Source organism: Vibrio sabulosilitoris, assembly GCF_055391395.1.
Genome location: NZ_AP029600.1, coordinates 1495848 through 1513064, shown reverse-complemented (window position 1 = coordinate 1513064; position 17217 = coordinate 1495848). Strand labels below are relative to the sequence as shown.

The window sequence follows — 17217 nt, the reverse complement described above, 5'->3', positions numbered from 1 at the left end:
GTTATTCAATTCAAGTTAGTTTCCAACTTAGTTATCGATTTCCAACTCGGTTATCACAGTTTCCAACTTGGTTATCTGTGATCAACAACTAACCTTTATTCAGAATAACTATCAATACTCGGACACGAACAAATCAAGTTGCGGTCACCATAGACATTATCGACACGATTCACCGTTGGCCAGTATTTCCAAATATGCGTTGACTGCGTTGGGAAACAACCTAACTCACGTGAGTATGGTCGCTCCCAGCTCTCTGATGCTAAGTCAGCTTGGGTGTGTGGGGCATTGACTAGCGGGTTATTCTCTAGTGGCCACTCGCCAGATTCCACCTTAGCCATTTCTTGGCGAACTGCGATCATCGCCTCGCAGAAGCGGTCTAACTCTTCCAAGTCTTCCGATTCGGTTGGCTCAACCATTAGCGTACCCGCTACCGGGAATGACATGGTTGGCGCATGGAATCCGTAGTCCATTAGACGCTTGGCAATGTCCTCTTCACTGATCCCGGTTTGCTCTTTGAGCGGGCGAATATCGATGATGCACTCATGTGCTACACGACCATTGGTGCCTCGGTAGAGGATAGGGTAGTGTGGACGCAGGCGCTCCATCACGTAGTTAGCGTTGAGAATCGCTACCTTAGTGGCATCAGTCAGGCCCTCTTCGCCCATCATGGCAATGTAGGCCCATGAGATAGGCAGGATTGATGCACTGCCTAGGTCTGCGGCGGCGACAGCAAAGTCGCTGCCCTCAACACCATTTTCAATGTGTCCTGGCAGGAACGGCGCGAGGTGTGACTTGACACCTATTGGTCCCATACCTGGGCCACCGCCACCGTGCGGAATACAGAAGGTTTTGTGCAGGTTTAGGTGTGATACATCAGAGCCGATAAAGCCCGGAGAAGTAAGGCCCACCTGAGCGTTCATGTTTGCTCCATCGAGGTAAACCTGACCGCCTGCAGCGTGAACCATGGCACACACTTCTTTGACCTGCTCTTCATATACCCCATGGGTTGATGGGTAAGTGATCATGATGCTGGATAGGTTCTCAGCGTGTTTCTCAATTTTCGCGGCTAGATCATCAATATCGATGTTGCCATCGTCATCGCATTTCACTACCACCACCTTCATCGACACCATTGAAGCGGTGGCTGGGTTGGTGCCGTGTGCTGAGCTTGGGATCAAACACACGTTACGGTGGCCTTCACCGCGGCTCTCATGGTAGCGCTGAATCGCAATCAGACCTGCATACTCACCAGAAGCACCGGAGTTTGGTTGTAGTGAAAACGCATCGTATCCAGTGATTTCGCACAGCTTCTGCTTGAGATCGGCAGCGAGTGCACTGTAACCCGCCGCTTGCTCTACTGGAGCATATGGGTGGATCGCGCCAAATTCAGGCCAAGTCACCGGGATCATCTCAGCAGCTGCGTTCAACTTCATGGTGCAGCTACCCAGCGGGATCATGCCGTGGGTGAGAGAGAAGTCTTTATTTTCAAGCTGCTTCAGGTAACGCATCATCTGCGTCTCACTATGGTGGGTATTGAACACCGGATGAGTGAGGTAGCGTGTGCTGCGTCGACAAGCCTCAGGGATCGAGGCAAATTCGTTATCGGCAATCTCAGCAGAGAGCGCCTGTGCCTGCTCTTTGATATCAAACACGGCGAACAAGACATTGATGTCTTCTATCGTGGTGGTTTCGTCGAAACTGATGCCTAGCTGGCCATCGAGCTTGCGCAGGTTGATCTCGGCGCTTAGAGCTCGCTTATACAGGGTCTCGGTGTTGTCGCCAGTATTGACAGTTAAAGTGTCAAAGAAGCTGTGGTGCGCAAGTTCGTAACCGGATTTGGTTAGACCAGCAGCCAAGATAGCCGTTAGGTGGTGCGTACGACGGGCAATCGTTTTAAGGCCCTCTTCACCATGATAAACCGCATAGAACGCGGCCATATTGGCCAAGAGCGCTTGGGCGGTACAAATATTTGAGGTCGCTTTTTCACGGCGGATGTGCTGCTCGCGGGTTTGCATCGCCATGCGCAGGGCTTGATTGCCTTTGCTGTCGATAGAAACGCCGATCACACGTCCCGGCATGGTACGTTTATGCTTGTCTCGCGTGGCCATAAAGGCTGCGTGTGGACCACCATAGCCCATAGGCACGCCAAAGCGCTGTGCTGAGCCAATCACCACATCCGCGCCCATTTCACCGGCGGGCTTTAGCAAGGCTGAAGCGAGCAGGTCAGTGGCCACCGTGACCAGTGTTTTGTTCGCTTGCGCTTTAGCAATCACATCAGTGAGGTCACGAACTTCACCCGTTGTGCCGGGGTACTGAATCAGTGCACCGAACACATCTTGCTCTGGCAATGTGTCCAGAGGCGCAACCATCACCTCAAAGCCAATGTACTTGGCACGGGTTTTGACCACTTCAATAGTTTGTGGGTGGACATCATCAGCGACGAAAAATACCTGGCTTTTGCTCTTGCCTGCACGCTTGCACAGAGTCATTGCTTCTGCCGCGGCCGTTGCTTCATCGAGTAGTGAGGCGTTGGCGATCTCCATGCCGGTAAGGTCCATCACCATTTGCTGATAATTGAGCAATGCTTCAAGGCGACCTTGCGAAATCTCTGGCTGATAAGGGGTGTAAGCGGTGTACCAACCTGGGTTTTCCAGCACGTTGCGCAAAATGACGTTTGGCGTCACTGTGTTGTAGTAACCTTGACCGATAAAGGTGCGGTAAATCTTATTCTGCTCGGCAAAGGCACGCATCGATTTGAGCATATCGGTTTCGCTCTGAGCCTCGGCGAGAGAAAGCGGCTTTTCTAGGCGGATCTGCTGTGGAACCGTTTGATCGATAAGATCATCAAGGCTCTCGGCGTTGATCGCCGCCAGCATTTTGGCCTGATCGGCTAGGTTAGGGCCATTGTGCCTGGCAACAAACTCGTGCTGAGTGCCAAGGCGCTTGAGTAAATCTGTCATCTGTGAACCTCCTCCTGAGGACTTAGCGCTGTCGTGATGGTGAGTTGTAGTTATCTCGCGCTAAGAAAAGCTGCTCTGTCTGTCGTCATTGCTGCTTCCTTTACGATAGCCAGTAAGAAACGATCGCCTCAAGAAACAGTTCAGCTCGAGCAGCTTATGTATGTTTATTCTTCTTCGATCGAGTTGTGGTACTCTTCGGCGTCTTTCAGATCGCCAAGCTCTTCTGCATCACTCATTTTAACGCGAACAATCCAGCCACCTTCATATGGCTCTTCGTTGACTAGCTCAGGGCTGTCCTCTAGGTCTTCGTTAATCTCGACAATCTCACCGCTGATCGGTGCATAAATGTCTGAGGCTGCCTTCACTGATTCAACCAGTGAGAAAGTGTCGCCTGCTGAGATCTCGTCTTCCACTTCTGGCAGATCGACGAATACCACGTCGCCAAGCATCTGCTGGGCGTGATCAGAAATTCCGATAGTGACCGTGCCATCTCCATTGTCGCGCACCCATTCATGGCTATCTGCAAACTTCAGTGTTTTATCCATTTTCTTGGTCTCCAAACCGTCAATTCTCAGGATTTATAATTCCAACATTCAAGTAACATACGCATAGAGTAGCAAATATTCAAATAAAATTTCCTATAGGAAACAAAATTAAGACATTTTCAAATTCCTGTGCTAATTTCTTGGGACATTAAAATGGATTTTAGCAGTTAACGTTGGTCTTCGATTGGCTGTTGACTGTCTCGATTGAGATGGAGAGAGAGGTATGACACAACAGCAACTGGATGACTATCCATCCATCACACTTGCCAAGCAGACCGCTGATGAGGCGATTGAGCCATTGCGCCTTGGTGCACGGATTAAAGCGATCCGACTGGCAATGACGCTGACCTTAGAGGAGGCGAGCCAGCGCACGGGGCTTGCGCGCTCCACGTTGAGCAAGATCGAAAACGAGCAGATCTCGCCAACTTTCCAGGCGATGCAAAAGCTCGCCCACGGTCTGCAGATTGATATGCCACAACTATTTGAGCCACAAAGTAAAAATATATCATCTGGACGCCGGGATATCACTTTGAAAGGACAAGGGAAACCCCACCCAACACCCACCTATGAGCACGAGTTATTGGCCACTCAACTGTCGCGCAAGAAGATGATGCCGTTCAAAAGCAAGGTCCGCGCGCGGGATATCGGTGAGTATCCTGACTGGGTTCGCCACGACGGTGAGGAGTTTTTGCTCATCTTATCCGGGTCGGTTTGCTTTTACTCTGAATTCTATGAACCCTTGCCGCTCAGTGAAGGGGACAGTGTTTACTACGATGCCAATATGGGGCACATGCTCACTTCAACCAGTGAAGAGGATGCCCTGATTTTATGGGTCACATCGAAATAAGCGAAATATAATTTTGATGCGTGTTTCCAATAGTGTCGTAGAGTTTTTTATGAAAGTTGGGGCTAACAACCTAGTCACATTATCTGTAATGGTTATGTATTTTAGGCGTTAATTTGGCGGGAAGGCGAGGTCGATACAAAGACAGCTCCATTCCGTAATCTCAATGTCCACTATACGAAACACGCGCTACATCGAACCAAATTAAGTCAGTTGATCATGGAGAGAGTCATGACTGAACAAGTAAGTGAAGAGTTATTGAAAACCCCGTTGTACCAAAGCCACTTAGATGCGGGCGCGAAAATGGTACCGTTTGCTGGCTATGAGATGCCAGTCCAGTACCCATTGGGGGTGAAAAAAGAGCACCTTCATACACGAGAGGCGGCAGGCTTGTTTGATGTTTCCCACATGGGACAGCTGTTGCTGCGAGGTGACGGTCGAGCGGAGTTTATGGAAACCTTGGTGCCGGTTGATGTGGTCGGGCTAGAAGCGGGTAAACAACGCTACGCTTTGTTTACTAACGAGCAAGGCGGGATCCAAGACGACCTTATGATTGCCAATTTGGGCGATGAGCTGTTTATCGTCGTTAATGCTGCGTGTAAATCACAGGATATTGCGCATATTAGAGCACACCTACCAGAGAGCCTAACACTGGAAGTCATTGCAGATCGTGCACTGCTTGCTCTACAAGGACCGAAAGCCGCTGAGGTATTGGCGCGTTTTGCACCGAGTGTGGCTGAGATGGTGTTTATGGATGTCACACGCGTTGAGATCCAAGGGGTTGAATGCATCGTTTCTCGTAGTGGCTATACCGGCGAAGATGGCTATGAGATCTCCGTACCGGCCGAGCAAGCTAGTGCATTTGCTGCTGCACTCACCACAGAAGATGAGGTAGAGTGGATTGGTCTTGGTGCCCGTGACTCGCTGCGCCTTGAGTGTGGCTTGTGTCTCTATGGCCACGACCTTGATACAACCACGACGCCTGTTGAGGCAAGCCTACTTTGGGCCATTCAACCTGTGCGCCGCAAAGGTGGTGAGCGTGAGGGGGGCTTTCCCGGCGCTGAGGTGATCTTAGAGCAGCTTGTTACCAAAGACGTATCGCGTAAGCGTGTTGGTTTGGTCGGTCAAACGAAAGCGCCAGTGCGCGAAGGCGTCGAGCTATTTGATGCTGAGGAGAATCGTATCGGTGTGGTGACGAGCGGGACGGCTGGACCAAATGCAGGTAAACCCGTTTCAATGGCCTATGTCGCCACCTCATTTGCCAACATAGGCACAGAAGTGTTTGCCTCGGTGCGAGGGAAACTGCTGCCGATGACGGTAGAAAAAATGCCGTTTGTGCCGCAGCGTTATTATCGTGGCTAGTGGCTATTACTTAGTGCGATAATTTATGAGCTTTAATCGAAAAAGAGACTCAGATGAGTCTCTTTTTCGTTAGCTACTAGCAGGCAACGTTCAGGATCAAATTTAGCTTCATCGGCAAGACCGAAAGCCTTTCCGTCAAGTGTGCACGGGTGCGGGTCAACTCTTGGACATTCAACGCATTGTCAATCGAGTGAACATTGAGCTTAACCATCAGCTCGTTACCAATCTTGGTCACTGCGACGACTCTGATATTGGACTCTAAATCACGATTGATCAGGTTCACTTCCCTCATCACCTTAATTGTGACCTCTTTACGCGGCGCCATCATCAATATTTCACGAAAGGCGTTCAATAGCATTTCCGATGGTACTTTCAAAAAGTAAAAGCCCATGATCAACATCATGATAGGGTCGGCAAGACCAGCAAAGCGCGACAATGGTGTGTGACTTAATATGAAGGCGGCGATAAACCCAACCGCAACCGCCAAACTGATCAGTGTATCCATTTTCCATTGCTTGGCTTCCGCTTCAATCAAACCGCTTTTACAGCGGCGAGCGTGTTTGCTGACGTACCACCAACCAATAGCGCAGCCAATCACGTTGATCACACCAAAGATAAAGGCCATGCCCGTATCAACATCGCGTCCACCTTCTAGCAGAGAGATCACGGCGGAGTAAAGCGAGGTCACAACCAAGCCAAGGATAACCGCGCCCTTAACCGCAATCACTAGCGGCTCTAGTACCGCCTTGCCAAAAGGGAAAGCATTTGCGGCGGGCTTGGCAATGTATGCTGCAACCAAAAGAGAAAGCAGTGTTAGTAATAAACTGATAAGTGAATACGCACCGTCAAAAATAATGACGAGTGAGCCGACATACCAGCCTAAGACAACACCCAGAACCGCAAAGCTGAGTGACAAAAATGCAGAAAATTTGAGAATGCGGGTTTCAAGTTGTGAGTTTGACTGCGTCATGGGGGTATTCCGATGTAAATTCGTGGCTAATCATGGTGGACTGACCGGAAATTCACAATATTTAATTGTTCGGCATTCACACACCTTGTACAGGAGCTAGGAATTTAGTCAGATAAATCAGAGTCTTAATAAAAAAATTTGGTGTCAAATAAGTTGACACTGAGCGAAGGCTAAAAGGTAAATAGGTAATCACTGATTTTATCTGCCAACCACAGCATCCCGGCATCTTCGGCCAGACCGGCGGTAGAGAACATGCAAAAATCCTCTTGAGTCAGGCCGTAGGTGTGTTTGATCACCGCAAGCTCTTGGCTGCGCAGCTTTGGGCGTATAAGAGGCTCAGGCAGCACTCCCCAAGCACTCTCTTGCACTATGGTGTTGAGCATAAATTCAAAGCTGGAAAAGCCAAGGTACTTGAGGGCAAAAGGCTCAAGTTCTGGGTTCTCTTTCTCATTCAGGTAAACCATGATCGCCTGCATATGGGCGCGCAGTTGCTCGTCATTAACTCGACGTAACATAGCTAGAGGGTGATCGCTGCGACAAACTGACATCATACGAATCTTACCCAGCGGTTGATACGTAAGCTTGGGATCATCGATGCGCTCGTAATCAACACCAAAGGCATAGTCAACCTGTTGAGTCTCGACCAAGTTCGCTAAGTCACCACTAGAGGCAAGAACAAAATTGAATGAGGTGGCCGGAAAGCGCTTGTTGAGGGCATGCGCCCACTCTTGCCAAATACTATCTGGAATGGCATCGTCACGAGCGATCCAACGCTCAGCGATAAACCCACTGGTAGCTTGGGCACAGGTTTGGCGGATCCGCGAGGCCGTCGCGAGCAGGTTTTCACAATCTTTGACAATGGCCTTGCCAGCTTCAGACAGGCTGAGATGATTGCCGCTACGTTCAAATAAGGCCACATCCAGCTCACTCTCGAGCGCTTTGATCGCCATGCTCAGTTTGGTGCGGTTACAATCAAGCTGACGGGCAGCTTGGGAGACCGAACCGGTTGAGGCAACGGTAAAAAAGGCTTCAATTTGAACTAAGTTCATGGTTATCAATATCCTGTAACGAACAAATGTTATACAAACAGTTGTGCATGGATTGTGTATGTTTGATCCTGCCTACGAATTTGGTAGGCATCGCTTGATTATAATGACAAGTTAGGGTCTAGTTATACCCAAGTAATTCACGATGTAGAAGGCTACACCCTGAGATTACTTGGTTATAACTCATTGCTCCAATTAGATTCGGGCTTTAGGGAGAGTAAAATGGCATTAGATTGGGATGTTGTCGCTGATACTTGGGAAGAGAACGAGGCTGTACAGACGTTCGCCGACCGAGCGTTTTGTTCACTCAGCGGGGTCGTCGACGTTGCAAATAAAAGCATCCTAGATTTTGGCTGTGGGACAGGTATCCTCAGTCAGCAATTAGCGCCAATGGCAAAAAGTATCGTTGCGTTGGATAGCTCGGAAGCGATGATTGAACAGCTGGATGAGAAACAGCTAACGAACGTTGAGCCGGTGGTCGACATGCTTACTCGAGGCCTAGTGGCACAGCACCCGGCGTTTCGAGGTCAGTTTGATCTGGTTGTTGCGTCATCGGTTTGTGGCTTTCTGCCAAACTTTTCTGATGTTTGCGACATTATTTACTCGGTCTTGGATAGCAATGGCGTGTTTATCCACTGGGATTGGGAAGCACAGTCAAAAGAGGATGGTCTGACCAAAGACTATGTTGAGCAAGTGCTGTCGAGTGTTGGTTTTAGCCACGTAACCGTCAAAGATGGCTTTATCATTGAGACCGAGCAGGGCCCGCAAAAAGTGATGATGGGTATCGCACGCAAGTAAGCGTTCTCTGATTAACCTCGTGTAAAACCACTTGGAGTCACTGCCAAGTGGTTTTTTTGTTGTCTGACGGTACAGTTATCCTTTTCGCTGCCGATACTTGGTTAATCTGTCCCAATCATGGAGCTCTCATTATGAAAAAATGGCTGATGATGATGATCTTACTGTTGATCGGTACCGTTTCTGCTGGGATTGGCTACTACTTATTTGTTCACCAGAGTGAGTTGGTGGTCGATGAGGTCGAGGAGGCTGAACTGACCTCTGTTGAGGGCGAGCAGTCTGTTAATGAATTTGAGCCAGAACCAGAGTCTGAGGTTCAAATGTCCATGCCTGAGGTGCAGGTACGAGAGTACTATGTGGCAAAGCCACGGATTGCGGTTCGAGAATCACTCGAAGAGCAAGCTTTTGCAGAGCGTGAGCTATTTCGTGGCGATAAAGTGGTTGTGCTCGAGCAGGTGCAAGGGTGGGGCCGTATCTCTTCCTACTTTGTCTATCATGAGGGCGGTGAAGAGGTCGCCGAGTGGGTTAAACTTGATCAGTTACAACTAGAGCCGCCTGAAACAAGTAAAGAGGAGCGCTATGAGGCCCTGCAGTGGTCAATACAAGGCTCGGACGATTATTTGCTCTACCAGCAGGCGTTCACGCAATACTCAGATCAATTGATTGAGGAGAAGCGTTGTGATCTGCTCGACTTTGAAGAGAGTAGTGGTTGGATGCGCTCGATAAATTATCCAGACAGGCAGGTGTACTTTGTGTACTGTGGCGGTTTGCTGCCCAGCGACAAGGTGTATATTGATGTCGAAAATGGCGAAATTTTCTCCCCTTCTTACTAACCTACTGCCTAATAGACTACACAAGTCAGCCTCTCAACGGTGGGTAATACCCGCTGTTGATAGGTCGTAACTATCAAAAATATCGATATCTTCCATTTCTAATCGTTGCACCCTATTTATAAACTAAACCCATCAAAATTGATGTATTAGAAAAATGAATAGAGTACTTGTTGTTGAGGGCGGAGCGATGCGCGGCATCTTCGCCAGTGGGGTTTTAGATGCGTTTTTGGCCGCTGATTACCAACCTTTTGACGCAGTGATTGGGGTTTCTGCAGGGGCAGCCAATTTGTCTGGATATTTGGCAGGTAAGGCTGGTCGTAATAAAACCATCATCACCGAGATGGCGACGCAAAAACGTTTTTTTGACCCGCTACGATTTTTCAAAGGTGGCAACCTTATTGATGTGAAATGGTTGTGGGAGTGTAGCAAGGAGACGTTGCCAATAAATATTGATGATGTCGTCAATAATATCCCATTCTACGTTAGTGTTACTGACATCAATAATGGACAATCGGACTATTACCAACTGGATGAATTAAATATCGACAAACTGATTGAGGCCACTACGGCGCTGCCATTGGTCTATAAAGACAGCGCCTGTCTCGCGAATTCATGTTTTATTGACGGTGGTGTCGCTGATTCTATTCCGGTCATAAAGGCCTATCAAATGGGGGCGAAAGAGATCACTGTGATCCTGTCCAAGCCCCTAGGTTATGAAATGAATCAGCAAAAGTTTCCTAACTTAATCAGAAAGTTGATGCCCAATCACAAAGCGGTCGCTGAGGCATTAATCGCCCGTCACAGCTACTACAATAAAACATTAGAGTTTATAAATAATCCCCCACAGGATGTCACGATTAAGGTTATCTCTCCTGATGAGCGATTTAATGTTGGGAGGTTTACTCGGAGTAAAAGCAAATTAGAGCAAGGCTATCAGCTGGGTATTGAACAGGGTAACAAATTCTTGAATAACATTAATGGTTGTTAACATTCCTTGGTTTTACAATCAGACTTACAGTGAGGAAGTTTAATATTTTGATTCGTATTTATTTCGGGCTGAAAAACACGAGTGGTGAGGAAGCGTTACTCTACTTGGTATAACAGCCAGCTCCATCATAAATTAAAAACTAAATAAGGATGAGATTATGACTAAAAAACTTACTACGGCTGCTGGTTGCCCAGTTGCTCATAACCAAAACACCATGACAGCCGGCAAGCGTGGCCCGGCGTTATTGCAAGATGTTTGGCTACTAGAAAAAATGGCGCACTTTGATCGCGAGGTGATACCGGAGCGTCGAATGCACGCCAAAGGCTCTGGAGCGTATGGAAAATTTACCGTCACTCACGATATTACCCAATACACCAAGGCGGCCATTTTCTCTCAAGTAGGAAAAACCACTGATCTGTTTGCTCGCTTCACTACGGTAGCGGGTGAACGCGGCGCAGCAGATGCTGAACGTGATATTCGCGGTTTCGCGATCAAATTCTACACCGAGGAGGGGAACTGGGATTTAGTCGGTAACAACACGCCCGTGTTTTTCCTTCGCGATCCACTCAAGTTCCCCGATCTTAACCATGCGGTAAAACGCGACCCTCGCACCAATATGCGCAGTGCGGAAAACAATTGGGACTTTTGGACCTCGCTCCCTGAGGCACTGCATCAAGTGACGATAGTGATGAGTGATCGTGGGATACCGGCAAGCTACCGTCATATGAATGGCTATGGAAGCCACACCTTCAGCCTTATCAATGCCGATAATCAACGGGTTTGGGTAAAATTTCATTTCAAAACCCAGCAAGGGATCAAGAATCTAACTGACCAAGAAGCTGAGCGTATTATTGGTCAAGATCGTGAGAGCCATCAGCGTGATCTCTACGACAGCATTGAGAATGGTGACTTCCCTAAGTGGATCCTTAAGATCCAGGTTATGACGGAAGAGCAAGCGCAAACCATTGACTTTAATCCGTTTGATTTAACCAAGGTATGGCCGCACAGCGACTTCCCTTTGCTGGAAGTCGGGGTACTTGAGCTAAATCGTAATCCTGAAAACTTCTTTGCCGAGGTGGAGCAGTCAGCGTTTAACCCTGCCGCTGTTGTCCCTGGCATCGGTTTCTCACCAGATAGAATGCTGCAAGGTCGTCTGTTCTCTTATGGTGATGCTCAGCGTTATCGACTCGGGGTTAACCACCATCAAATCCCAGTTAATGCTCCGCGCTGCCCGGTACATAGCTATCACCGCGACGGTGCGATGCGGGTCGATGGCAATCACGGCTCAACCAAAGGCTACGAGCCCAATCAATACGGAGAGTGGGCCGAGCAGCCAGAGTACGCTGAGCCAGCATTGGATCTCGTTGGTGCGGCTGGCCATTGGGATCATCGCGAAGATAGCGACTACTTCACTCAGGCGGGGAACTTGTTCCGTATCATGACGGCAGATGAGCAGCAGCGCCTGTTTGAGAATACCGCGCGCTCATTGGGCGGAGCTTCCAAACCGATTCAGCTCAAGCACTTGCGCCACACACTACAAGCCGACCGTGCCTATGCCGAGGGACTTGCGGCCGCGTTGGGTATCGATATGGCCCAGGTGGAGGAGCGTTATGAGCCTGCTTAAACGCTTGTTGTGTTTCGATCGGTTGTTTTTTGTCTTTGAGCATATCGAAGACTCTGTTCAGCCAATTTATTGCTAAGATAGCGTAATCTTAAGCAAGCCCAGCACTGACTCGCGTCGTTGCTGGGCTTTTTGCATACCGCTAGTGATTTTCTCTTAGCGAACAACGCGTGTTACCATAAGCTGCTAGTGGTATAAGGAAGTCATATATGCGTCATTTGCACACCAGTGTCCATTCATCGATAGCACATCTCGACCAGGTCTCAATCATCAAGCGCGATGCCGCTCGTGCCATCGTGGTCAATGGTGAAGATATTTTGCTGCTTTACACTGAGCGTTATCACGATTACACCTTACCCGATGGCGGGGTTGACTCTGGTGAAGACAAACTGGCAGCGCTAGTGCGTGAGCTTGAGGAAGAAACGGGCGCCAATAACATTCATTCGATCAAGCCTTATGGCATCTACGAAGAGTTCCGACCTTGGTATAAGGATGATGCCGATGTGATGCACATGATTTCCTATTGCTACACCTGCAAGATTGACCGTCAATTAGGCCAGACGCGTTATGAGGATTATGAAGTCAAAAATGGCATGCGTCCGGTGTGGATGAATATTCATAAGGCGATAGCTCACAACGAGCAAACCATGGCTCAGAGCCCGAAAAAAGGCATGAGTATAGAGAGAGAAACCTATCTGCTGCACCGAGTGGCAAAGGAGTTACTGTAAATGTTAGTGATTAGACCCATTGAAAAACAAGATGATGGCGCAATCAGTGAGATTATCAACCAAGTAGGTCGGGAGTTTGGCGCCATCGGTGATGGCTTTGGCCCATCTGATGCTGAGGTGTTGGCCATGAGCGAGCACTACTTAAGCGAGCAGGGCGCACGGTATTTTGTCGCTGAACTCAACAATCAAGTCATCGGTGGCGGCGGGATTGCGGCATTAAATAACGAAGGAGTATGCGAGCTAAGAAAGCTGTTTATGCTTCCCGAGGCGAGAGGCAAAGGGGTCGGCGGCAAGCTGGTAACCGCATGCCTAGACTATGCACAGCAGCAGGGTTACAAAGCTTGCTATCTCGATACGCTGAAAACCATGACTGGCGCGATACACCTCTACCAACAGTTTGGTTTTGAACCACTAAACGAGCCTTATCCCGGGACGATTCACTGCGGGTGCGACGTATGGATGCTAAAATCGTTGCAACCCTGTCACGCACTTTAAACCCTCTGGTCATCTTAGTGCGTAATAATTGTTAAGGGATAATGGCTTGCCATGGGGTGGGGAAGTTGGGTATCAGTATGTTACGTAAAATTCTGCTGTTGATGATGGCCTGTTTGTTAGCAGGGTGTGGTGCTCGGCTGCTGTACAGTAATGTCGATTGGTTTGTGGTTGACTACGTAGAGGATTACGTCGAGCTTGAGGGAGAGCAGAAAAGCTGGCTTAAACAGCGTGTCGAGCTCCTAACTCAGTGGCATCGTCACAATGAAATTCCCGATTATATTACCCATCTTGACTTGCTGATTGACCTCGATCTGAGTACCTTTACCGCCGAGCAATTGCAGGAGCAAGAGCGACAAATTCAGCACTTTGGTGAGCGGATCCTCAAAGAGCTTGAACCCCAGTTGGTCACCTTGGTCGGGCAACTTAGCGATCAGCAGGCAAGCGAATTTATGACCAGCTTGCGCTCACGCCACAGCAAGTTTCAAAAAAAATACCAATCAATGGACGATGATGAACTGCGCGAAGTGTATGCTGAGCGCGTTACTGAAAATGTTGAGTATTGGTTTGGCTCTGTGACGCCTGAGCAAGATAAATTAATCCAACGCTGGGCAAGTGAGGTGGAAGTGACGGTGTCTGACTGGACGGAGTATCAGACTCAACTGCGTATTGCGATCAAGCAGATGCTGGCCGAGCGACAAGACCCGCAAGTGGTGTCGCCTATCCTGCAGCGCATCCTTTTTCAACCTAGAAGTTATTATTCTGCTGATTTAGAAAGAAAAGTCGCGCATAATCGGCAAGTGATGAGCCAGTATTTGGTTCCGATAGTCAATATGGCCACTGAGCGTCAGGCTCGACATTATCGTGAGGCGCTGAAGGATTGGAGAGAGGTGGCCACTGATATCGCACAAAATTAATCGAAAATTACCGAAAAAGGACGAGTTACTTTGGAATGGACGCTATTGTTTCTTGCTGGATTTGCAGGAGGCATCCTTAACAGTATTGCCGGTGGCGGCAGCTTTATTACTTTTCCCGCGTTGATGATGACAGGGGTCCCCCCTATCTATGCTAACGCTACTAACACTTATGCCTCATGTGCTGGTTATATCAGTGGTACTTGGGGGTTTCGTCAGGATATCGCCCAATCTCGTCGACAGCTGTTTCTGACCATCTTAGGCAGCTTGGTCGGTGGTGCACTTGGCGCGTATTTGCTCCTCACCGTTGATGATAGCCAGTTTCTCAATGCCATTCCTTGGCTACTCTTGTTCGCGACTTTGCTGTTTATTTTTGGCGCTAAGATCACTAAGCTTTTGCAGCGTGTGCAAGGGGACGGTGTGAAAAAGGCGGGTTGGGTGTCGCTGGTTATTGCCCTGTGCTTAATTGCGGTCTCGGCCTATGGCGGCTTTTTTAACGCAGGCTTGGGCGTGATTGTACTGAGCTATTTAGTGATTGCTGGCTTTACCGATATCAATCAGATGAACGGGCTAAAACTGCTTATCTCCTCGTGCGTGTCGTTGATTGCGATTGTGATTTTTGTCGCAGAGGGTGCAATAGATTGGCAGCGAGGCAGTGTCGTTATGTTGGGCACCTTGCTCGGAGGCTATGCCGCCGCAAGAGTTTCACGCACCATCAAACAAAGCTATGTGAAGGCATTTGTCGCTGTATTCAGCCTGTCATTGACTGGTTACTTTTTCTACGATGTCTATCTCTAAACCTCGATCACGCTTTAATATGTTTTGAGGTTTCTTTAGCTTATTCTGAGCCAGTTTATGTCATAGTCAAAGGGTACTAAGTAAGCGTTCACCCCGCTGCACATTTTTAACGCTGAGTAGTACCCTTATTCACCAACCCACAACACCACCTATGCCCCCTTTTCTCGGTCTTTTCCGCATATAGGAGGGGTTATGAATAAGAAACTCGGTCAAGTAATGACAAGCAGTCGCATGGTATCGTTTATCGCGTTCCTATTCGCGACGTTTGCCTGGATACTCAACCTCAAGGCGTTGTTTACCTTCTCACTGATCGCCTGTGTCGCCAGCGCCAGCCTTTATTTGAGCGAGCGACGGCTCGTCAGAGGCGAGAATCGAGAGGCGAGAAGCGAGAAAAAGCTCTAAACTCGACTCTCAATACGAGGGGCTGACACCCAGCAAGGAGCCATTTCCTTACAGGGGGCTATCAACACGCGCCCCTCGCAGCGCAGCGATCTCGCTTCTCGTAACGCAGTGAGCTCGATTCTCACCGCAAGGGCTGACGCCTAATAAGGACCCCTTTATTCCCCGAGGAATATCAACATGCACCCCTCGCAGCGCAACGATCTCGCCTCTCGCAACGCAGTGATCTCGCCTCTGCCCCCAAGGGCAAAAAAATCCCCCAGATTTGTTTCAATCTTGTTATGATGGTTTTATTCCTGCGTAACCACAAAAGATAATAAAATGAACGCCATAGAGTTTCGCCAGGTCAGTAAGTGGTATGGTGATTTTCAAGCTTTGAACAATATTAACCTGTCTGTCGCCAAAGGAGAGATCCTCGTTGTGTGTGGGCCGTCTGGTTCGGGTAAGTCGACCTTGATCCGCACAGTGAATGGACTTGAATCTCTCTCTAGTGGGGAAATTCAGGTGTTGCCTTACCTGACGGGTAGCTTGGCAGGAAAGGTGGGCATGGTCTTTCAGCACTTCAACTTATTCCCGCACCTCACCGTGATGCAGAACCTTACTCTCGCGCCGGTGCGCACACTGAAGCTATCACAGGCAGAGGCTGAGCAGCGTGCGCTGGCATTTCTCGAGCGGGTCAATATTCAAGAGCAGGCGCATAAGTATCCCGTGCAACTGTCGGGAGGTCAGCAACAGCGGGTGGCGATTGCTCGTTCGCTGTGTATGCAGCCAGAGGTGTTACTGTTTGATGAGCCGACCTCTGCGCTTGATCCTGAAACCATCCAGGAGGTGCTTGATGTGATGGTCGATCTGGCTCAAGACGGGATTACCATGATGTGTGTCACTCATGAAATGGGCTTTGCGCGTAAAGTTGCGGATAGGGTCATTTTTATGGATGAGGGCCAAATTCTGGAGGTTGCGCCACCAGAGCAACTTTTTGCTGCGCCGAAACACCCTCGCACCCAGCAATTTCTTAACCAAATTTTGAGTCATTGATGATGAACAGTGCAGTCATGATGGCTAAAGTTTTAAAGCCCGTACTTTCGGCCCTGTTGCAAATCATTGTGCTGGTGTTGGCGATTGTCTGGGTACTGGACTCAGGAGCCCAGGCAATGGGTTATCGGTGGCAGTGGGAGCGAGTGCCGGATTTTATCGCTTTCTATGAGGATGGACAGTGGTGGTCAGCCGAGTTACTTCAAGGCTTGGGGGTGACGCTAAAGTTATCGGCTCTAAGTCTATTGTTTACCGTCATATTTGGTCTAACGACGGCCCTGCTCAAGCTATCCAGCTCTGTCGTAGGGCGAGCTGTTGCGACCAGCTATGTGGAGCTGATCCGCAACACGCCACTGTTAGTCCAGATCTACTTGCTGTATTTTGTCTTTGGTCCAGTGATAGGGCTCGATCGCTTTTCAACCGCTGTATTGGCATTATCACTGTTTCAAGGGGCTTACACGGCGGAGATTTTACGCGGTGGATTAAATAGTATTGATCGGGGGCAGTTTGAGGCAGCAAGCAGCCTTGGCTTGTCGCGCTTTTATACCTATTTTGATGTGATCTTACCCCAATTGCTGCAACGCACTCTACCACCAATGACCAATGAGGTGGTTTCTCTGATCAAAAACTCCTCAATCGTCAGTGTCATGGCGATCTTCGATCTGACCACAGAAGGGCGCAACATTGTTTCAGAAACGGCGATGCCATTTGAGATTTGGTTTACCGTCGCCGCGATCTATCTCATGCTGACACTATCACTGTCGGGGCTGTCAGCTTGGCTAGAGCATCGATTAGGCGCGCAGTGGCGCCATCAATAAACTTCTCATTAAGGAGACAATAATGATTGATAAAGGACTAGGTAACGGGCTCAGAGCGTTGGGCAGAAAAGG

The 17217-nt window shown here is 49.0% G+C and carries 17 protein-coding genes; 13 read left to right on the top strand and 4 right to left on the bottom strand.

Annotation, left to right across the window (positions count from 1 at the left end; translation table 11 throughout):
- Positions 1–95 precede the first annotated feature (95 nt).
- Both gcvP and gcvH read right to left on the bottom strand, forming a co-directional pair.
- Complete coding sequence (gene gcvP, locus ACZ5R2_RS22260; protein ID WP_464902455.1) at positions 96–2960, bottom strand: aminomethyl-transferring glycine dehydrogenase; 2865 nt, start codon at positions 2958–2960, stop codon at positions 96–98.
- Positions 2961–3124: 164 nt separating this feature from the next.
- A complete protein-coding gene (gcvH, locus tag ACZ5R2_RS22255; RefSeq protein ID WP_438456940.1) occupies positions 3125–3505 on the bottom strand; it encodes a glycine cleavage system protein GcvH in 381 nt (126 codons plus the stop codon).
- A gap of 223 nt (positions 3506–3728) precedes the next feature.
- Between gcvH and ACZ5R2_RS22250 the strand changes: the two genes are divergently transcribed.
- Complete coding sequence (locus ACZ5R2_RS22250) at positions 3729–4352, top strand: helix-turn-helix domain-containing protein (protein ID WP_464902456.1); 624 nt, start codon at positions 3729–3731, stop codon at positions 4350–4352.
- Between the two features lie 216 nt (positions 4353–4568).
- Positions 4569–5711 carry a glycine cleavage system aminomethyltransferase GcvT gene (gene gcvT / locus ACZ5R2_RS22245; protein ID WP_464902457.1) on the top strand — a complete coding sequence of 381 codons (1143 nt, stop codon included), beginning with the start codon at positions 4569–4571 and terminating at the stop codon, positions 5709–5711.
- Between the two features lie 76 nt (positions 5712–5787).
- On the opposite strand, the gene ACZ5R2_RS22240 is transcribed toward gcvT, so the two are convergent.
- Positions 5788–6681 carry a cation diffusion facilitator family transporter gene (locus tag ACZ5R2_RS22240; protein WP_464902458.1) on the bottom strand — a complete coding sequence of 298 codons (894 nt, stop codon included), beginning with the start codon at positions 6679–6681 and terminating at the stop codon, positions 5788–5790.
- Between the two features lie 170 nt (positions 6682–6851).
- The gene (locus tag ACZ5R2_RS22235) at positions 6852–7730 is read right to left on the bottom strand and encodes a LysR family transcriptional regulator (protein ID WP_464902459.1); all 879 of its coding nucleotides are present in this window, start codon (positions 7728–7730) and stop codon (positions 6852–6854) included.
- A 219-nt stretch (positions 7731–7949) separates the two neighbouring features.
- Here ACZ5R2_RS22235 and ACZ5R2_RS22230 point away from each other — a divergent pair, with 219 nt between their 5' ends.
- The 11 genes from ACZ5R2_RS22230 (at position 7950) to ACZ5R2_RS22180 (ending at position 17145) form a co-directional block, all read left to right on the top strand.
- Entirely contained in the window at positions 7950–8525 is a 576-nt protein-coding gene (locus ACZ5R2_RS22230; RefSeq protein ID WP_464902460.1) for a class I SAM-dependent DNA methyltransferase, read from the top strand.
- 131 nt (positions 8526–8656) lie between these two features.
- Positions 8657–9355: a hypothetical protein gene (locus tag ACZ5R2_RS22225; protein ID WP_464902461.1), complete on the top strand. Its 699-nt coding sequence runs from the start codon at positions 8657–8659 to the stop codon at positions 9353–9355.
- A 154-nt stretch (positions 9356–9509) separates the two neighbouring features.
- Positions 9510–10343 carry a patatin-like phospholipase family protein gene (locus tag ACZ5R2_RS22220; protein ID WP_464902462.1) on the top strand — a complete coding sequence of 278 codons (834 nt, stop codon included), beginning with the start codon at positions 9510–9512 and terminating at the stop codon, positions 10341–10343.
- 157 nt (positions 10344–10500) lie between these two features.
- Positions 10501–11967: a catalase gene (locus ACZ5R2_RS22215; protein ID WP_464902463.1), complete on the top strand. Its 1467-nt coding sequence runs from the start codon at positions 10501–10503 to the stop codon at positions 11965–11967.
- Between the two features lie 206 nt (positions 11968–12173).
- Positions 12174–12692, top strand: coding sequence for an NUDIX domain-containing protein (locus ACZ5R2_RS22210; protein ID WP_464902464.1), 519 nt, complete (start codon positions 12174–12176; stop codon positions 12690–12692).
- Positions 12693–13187: a GNAT family N-acetyltransferase gene (locus tag ACZ5R2_RS22205; RefSeq protein ID WP_464902465.1), complete on the top strand. Its 495-nt coding sequence runs from the start codon at positions 12693–12695 to the stop codon at positions 13185–13187.
- Positions 13188–13264: 77 nt separating this feature from the next.
- The gene (locus ACZ5R2_RS22200) at positions 13265–14101 is read left to right on the top strand and encodes a DUF6279 family lipoprotein (protein ID WP_464902466.1); all 837 of its coding nucleotides are present in this window, start codon (positions 13265–13267) and stop codon (positions 14099–14101) included.
- A 30-nt stretch (positions 14102–14131) separates the two neighbouring features.
- The gene (locus ACZ5R2_RS22195; protein WP_464902467.1) at positions 14132–14896 is read left to right on the top strand and encodes a sulfite exporter TauE/SafE family protein; all 765 of its coding nucleotides are present in this window, start codon (positions 14132–14134) and stop codon (positions 14894–14896) included.
- 192 nt (positions 14897–15088) lie between these two features.
- A complete protein-coding gene (locus ACZ5R2_RS22190) occupies positions 15089–15298 on the top strand; it encodes a hypothetical protein (protein WP_464902468.1) in 210 nt (69 codons plus the stop codon).
- A gap of 318 nt (positions 15299–15616) precedes the next feature.
- The gene (locus ACZ5R2_RS22185) at positions 15617–16330 is read left to right on the top strand and encodes an amino acid ABC transporter ATP-binding protein (RefSeq protein ID WP_464902469.1); all 714 of its coding nucleotides are present in this window, start codon (positions 15617–15619) and stop codon (positions 16328–16330) included.
- Between the two features lie 17 nt (positions 16331–16347).
- Positions 16348–17145 carry an amino acid ABC transporter permease gene (locus ACZ5R2_RS22180; protein WP_464902470.1) on the top strand — a complete coding sequence of 266 codons (798 nt, stop codon included), beginning with the start codon at positions 16348–16350 and terminating at the stop codon, positions 17143–17145.
- The last annotated feature ends 72 nt before the right edge of the window (positions 17146–17217 follow it).

Coding starts and splice junctions, on each gene's coding strand:
- gcvP (WP_464902455.1), bottom strand. CDS start 2,960: ATGACAGATTTACTCAAGCGCCTTGGCACTCAGCACGAGTTTGTTGCC.
- gcvH (WP_438456940.1), bottom strand. CDS start 3,505: ATGGATAAAACACTGAAGTTTGCAGATAGCCATGAATGGGTGCGCGAC.
- ACZ5R2_RS22250 (WP_464902456.1), top strand. CDS start 3,729: ATGACACAACAGCAACTGGATGACTATCCATCCATCACACTTGCCAAG.
- gcvT (WP_464902457.1), top strand. CDS start 4,569: ATGGAGAGAGTCATGACTGAACAAGTAAGTGAAGAGTTATTGAAAACC.
- ACZ5R2_RS22240 (WP_464902458.1), bottom strand. CDS start 6,681: ATGACGCAGTCAAACTCACAACTTGAAACCCGCATTCTCAAATTTTCT.
- ACZ5R2_RS22235 (WP_464902459.1), bottom strand. CDS start 7,730: ATGAACTTAGTTCAAATTGAAGCCTTTTTTACCGTTGCCTCAACCGGT.
- ACZ5R2_RS22230 (WP_464902460.1), top strand. CDS start 7,950: ATGGCATTAGATTGGGATGTTGTCGCTGATACTTGGGAAGAGAACGAG.
- ACZ5R2_RS22225 (WP_464902461.1), top strand. CDS start 8,657: ATGAAAAAATGGCTGATGATGATGATCTTACTGTTGATCGGTACCGTT.
- ACZ5R2_RS22220 (WP_464902462.1), top strand. CDS start 9,510: ATGAATAGAGTACTTGTTGTTGAGGGCGGAGCGATGCGCGGCATCTTC.
- ACZ5R2_RS22215 (WP_464902463.1), top strand. CDS start 10,501: ATGACTAAAAAACTTACTACGGCTGCTGGTTGCCCAGTTGCTCATAAC.
- ACZ5R2_RS22210 (WP_464902464.1), top strand. CDS start 12,174: ATGCGTCATTTGCACACCAGTGTCCATTCATCGATAGCACATCTCGAC.
- ACZ5R2_RS22205 (WP_464902465.1), top strand. CDS start 12,693: ATGTTAGTGATTAGACCCATTGAAAAACAAGATGATGGCGCAATCAGT.
- ACZ5R2_RS22200 (WP_464902466.1), top strand. CDS start 13,265: ATGTTACGTAAAATTCTGCTGTTGATGATGGCCTGTTTGTTAGCAGGG.
- ACZ5R2_RS22190 (WP_464902468.1), top strand. CDS start 15,089: ATGAATAAGAAACTCGGTCAAGTAATGACAAGCAGTCGCATGGTATCG.
- ACZ5R2_RS22185 (WP_464902469.1), top strand. CDS start 15,617: ATGAACGCCATAGAGTTTCGCCAGGTCAGTAAGTGGTATGGTGATTTT.
- ACZ5R2_RS22180 (WP_464902470.1), top strand. CDS start 16,348: ATGATGGCTAAAGTTTTAAAGCCCGTACTTTCGGCCCTGTTGCAAATC.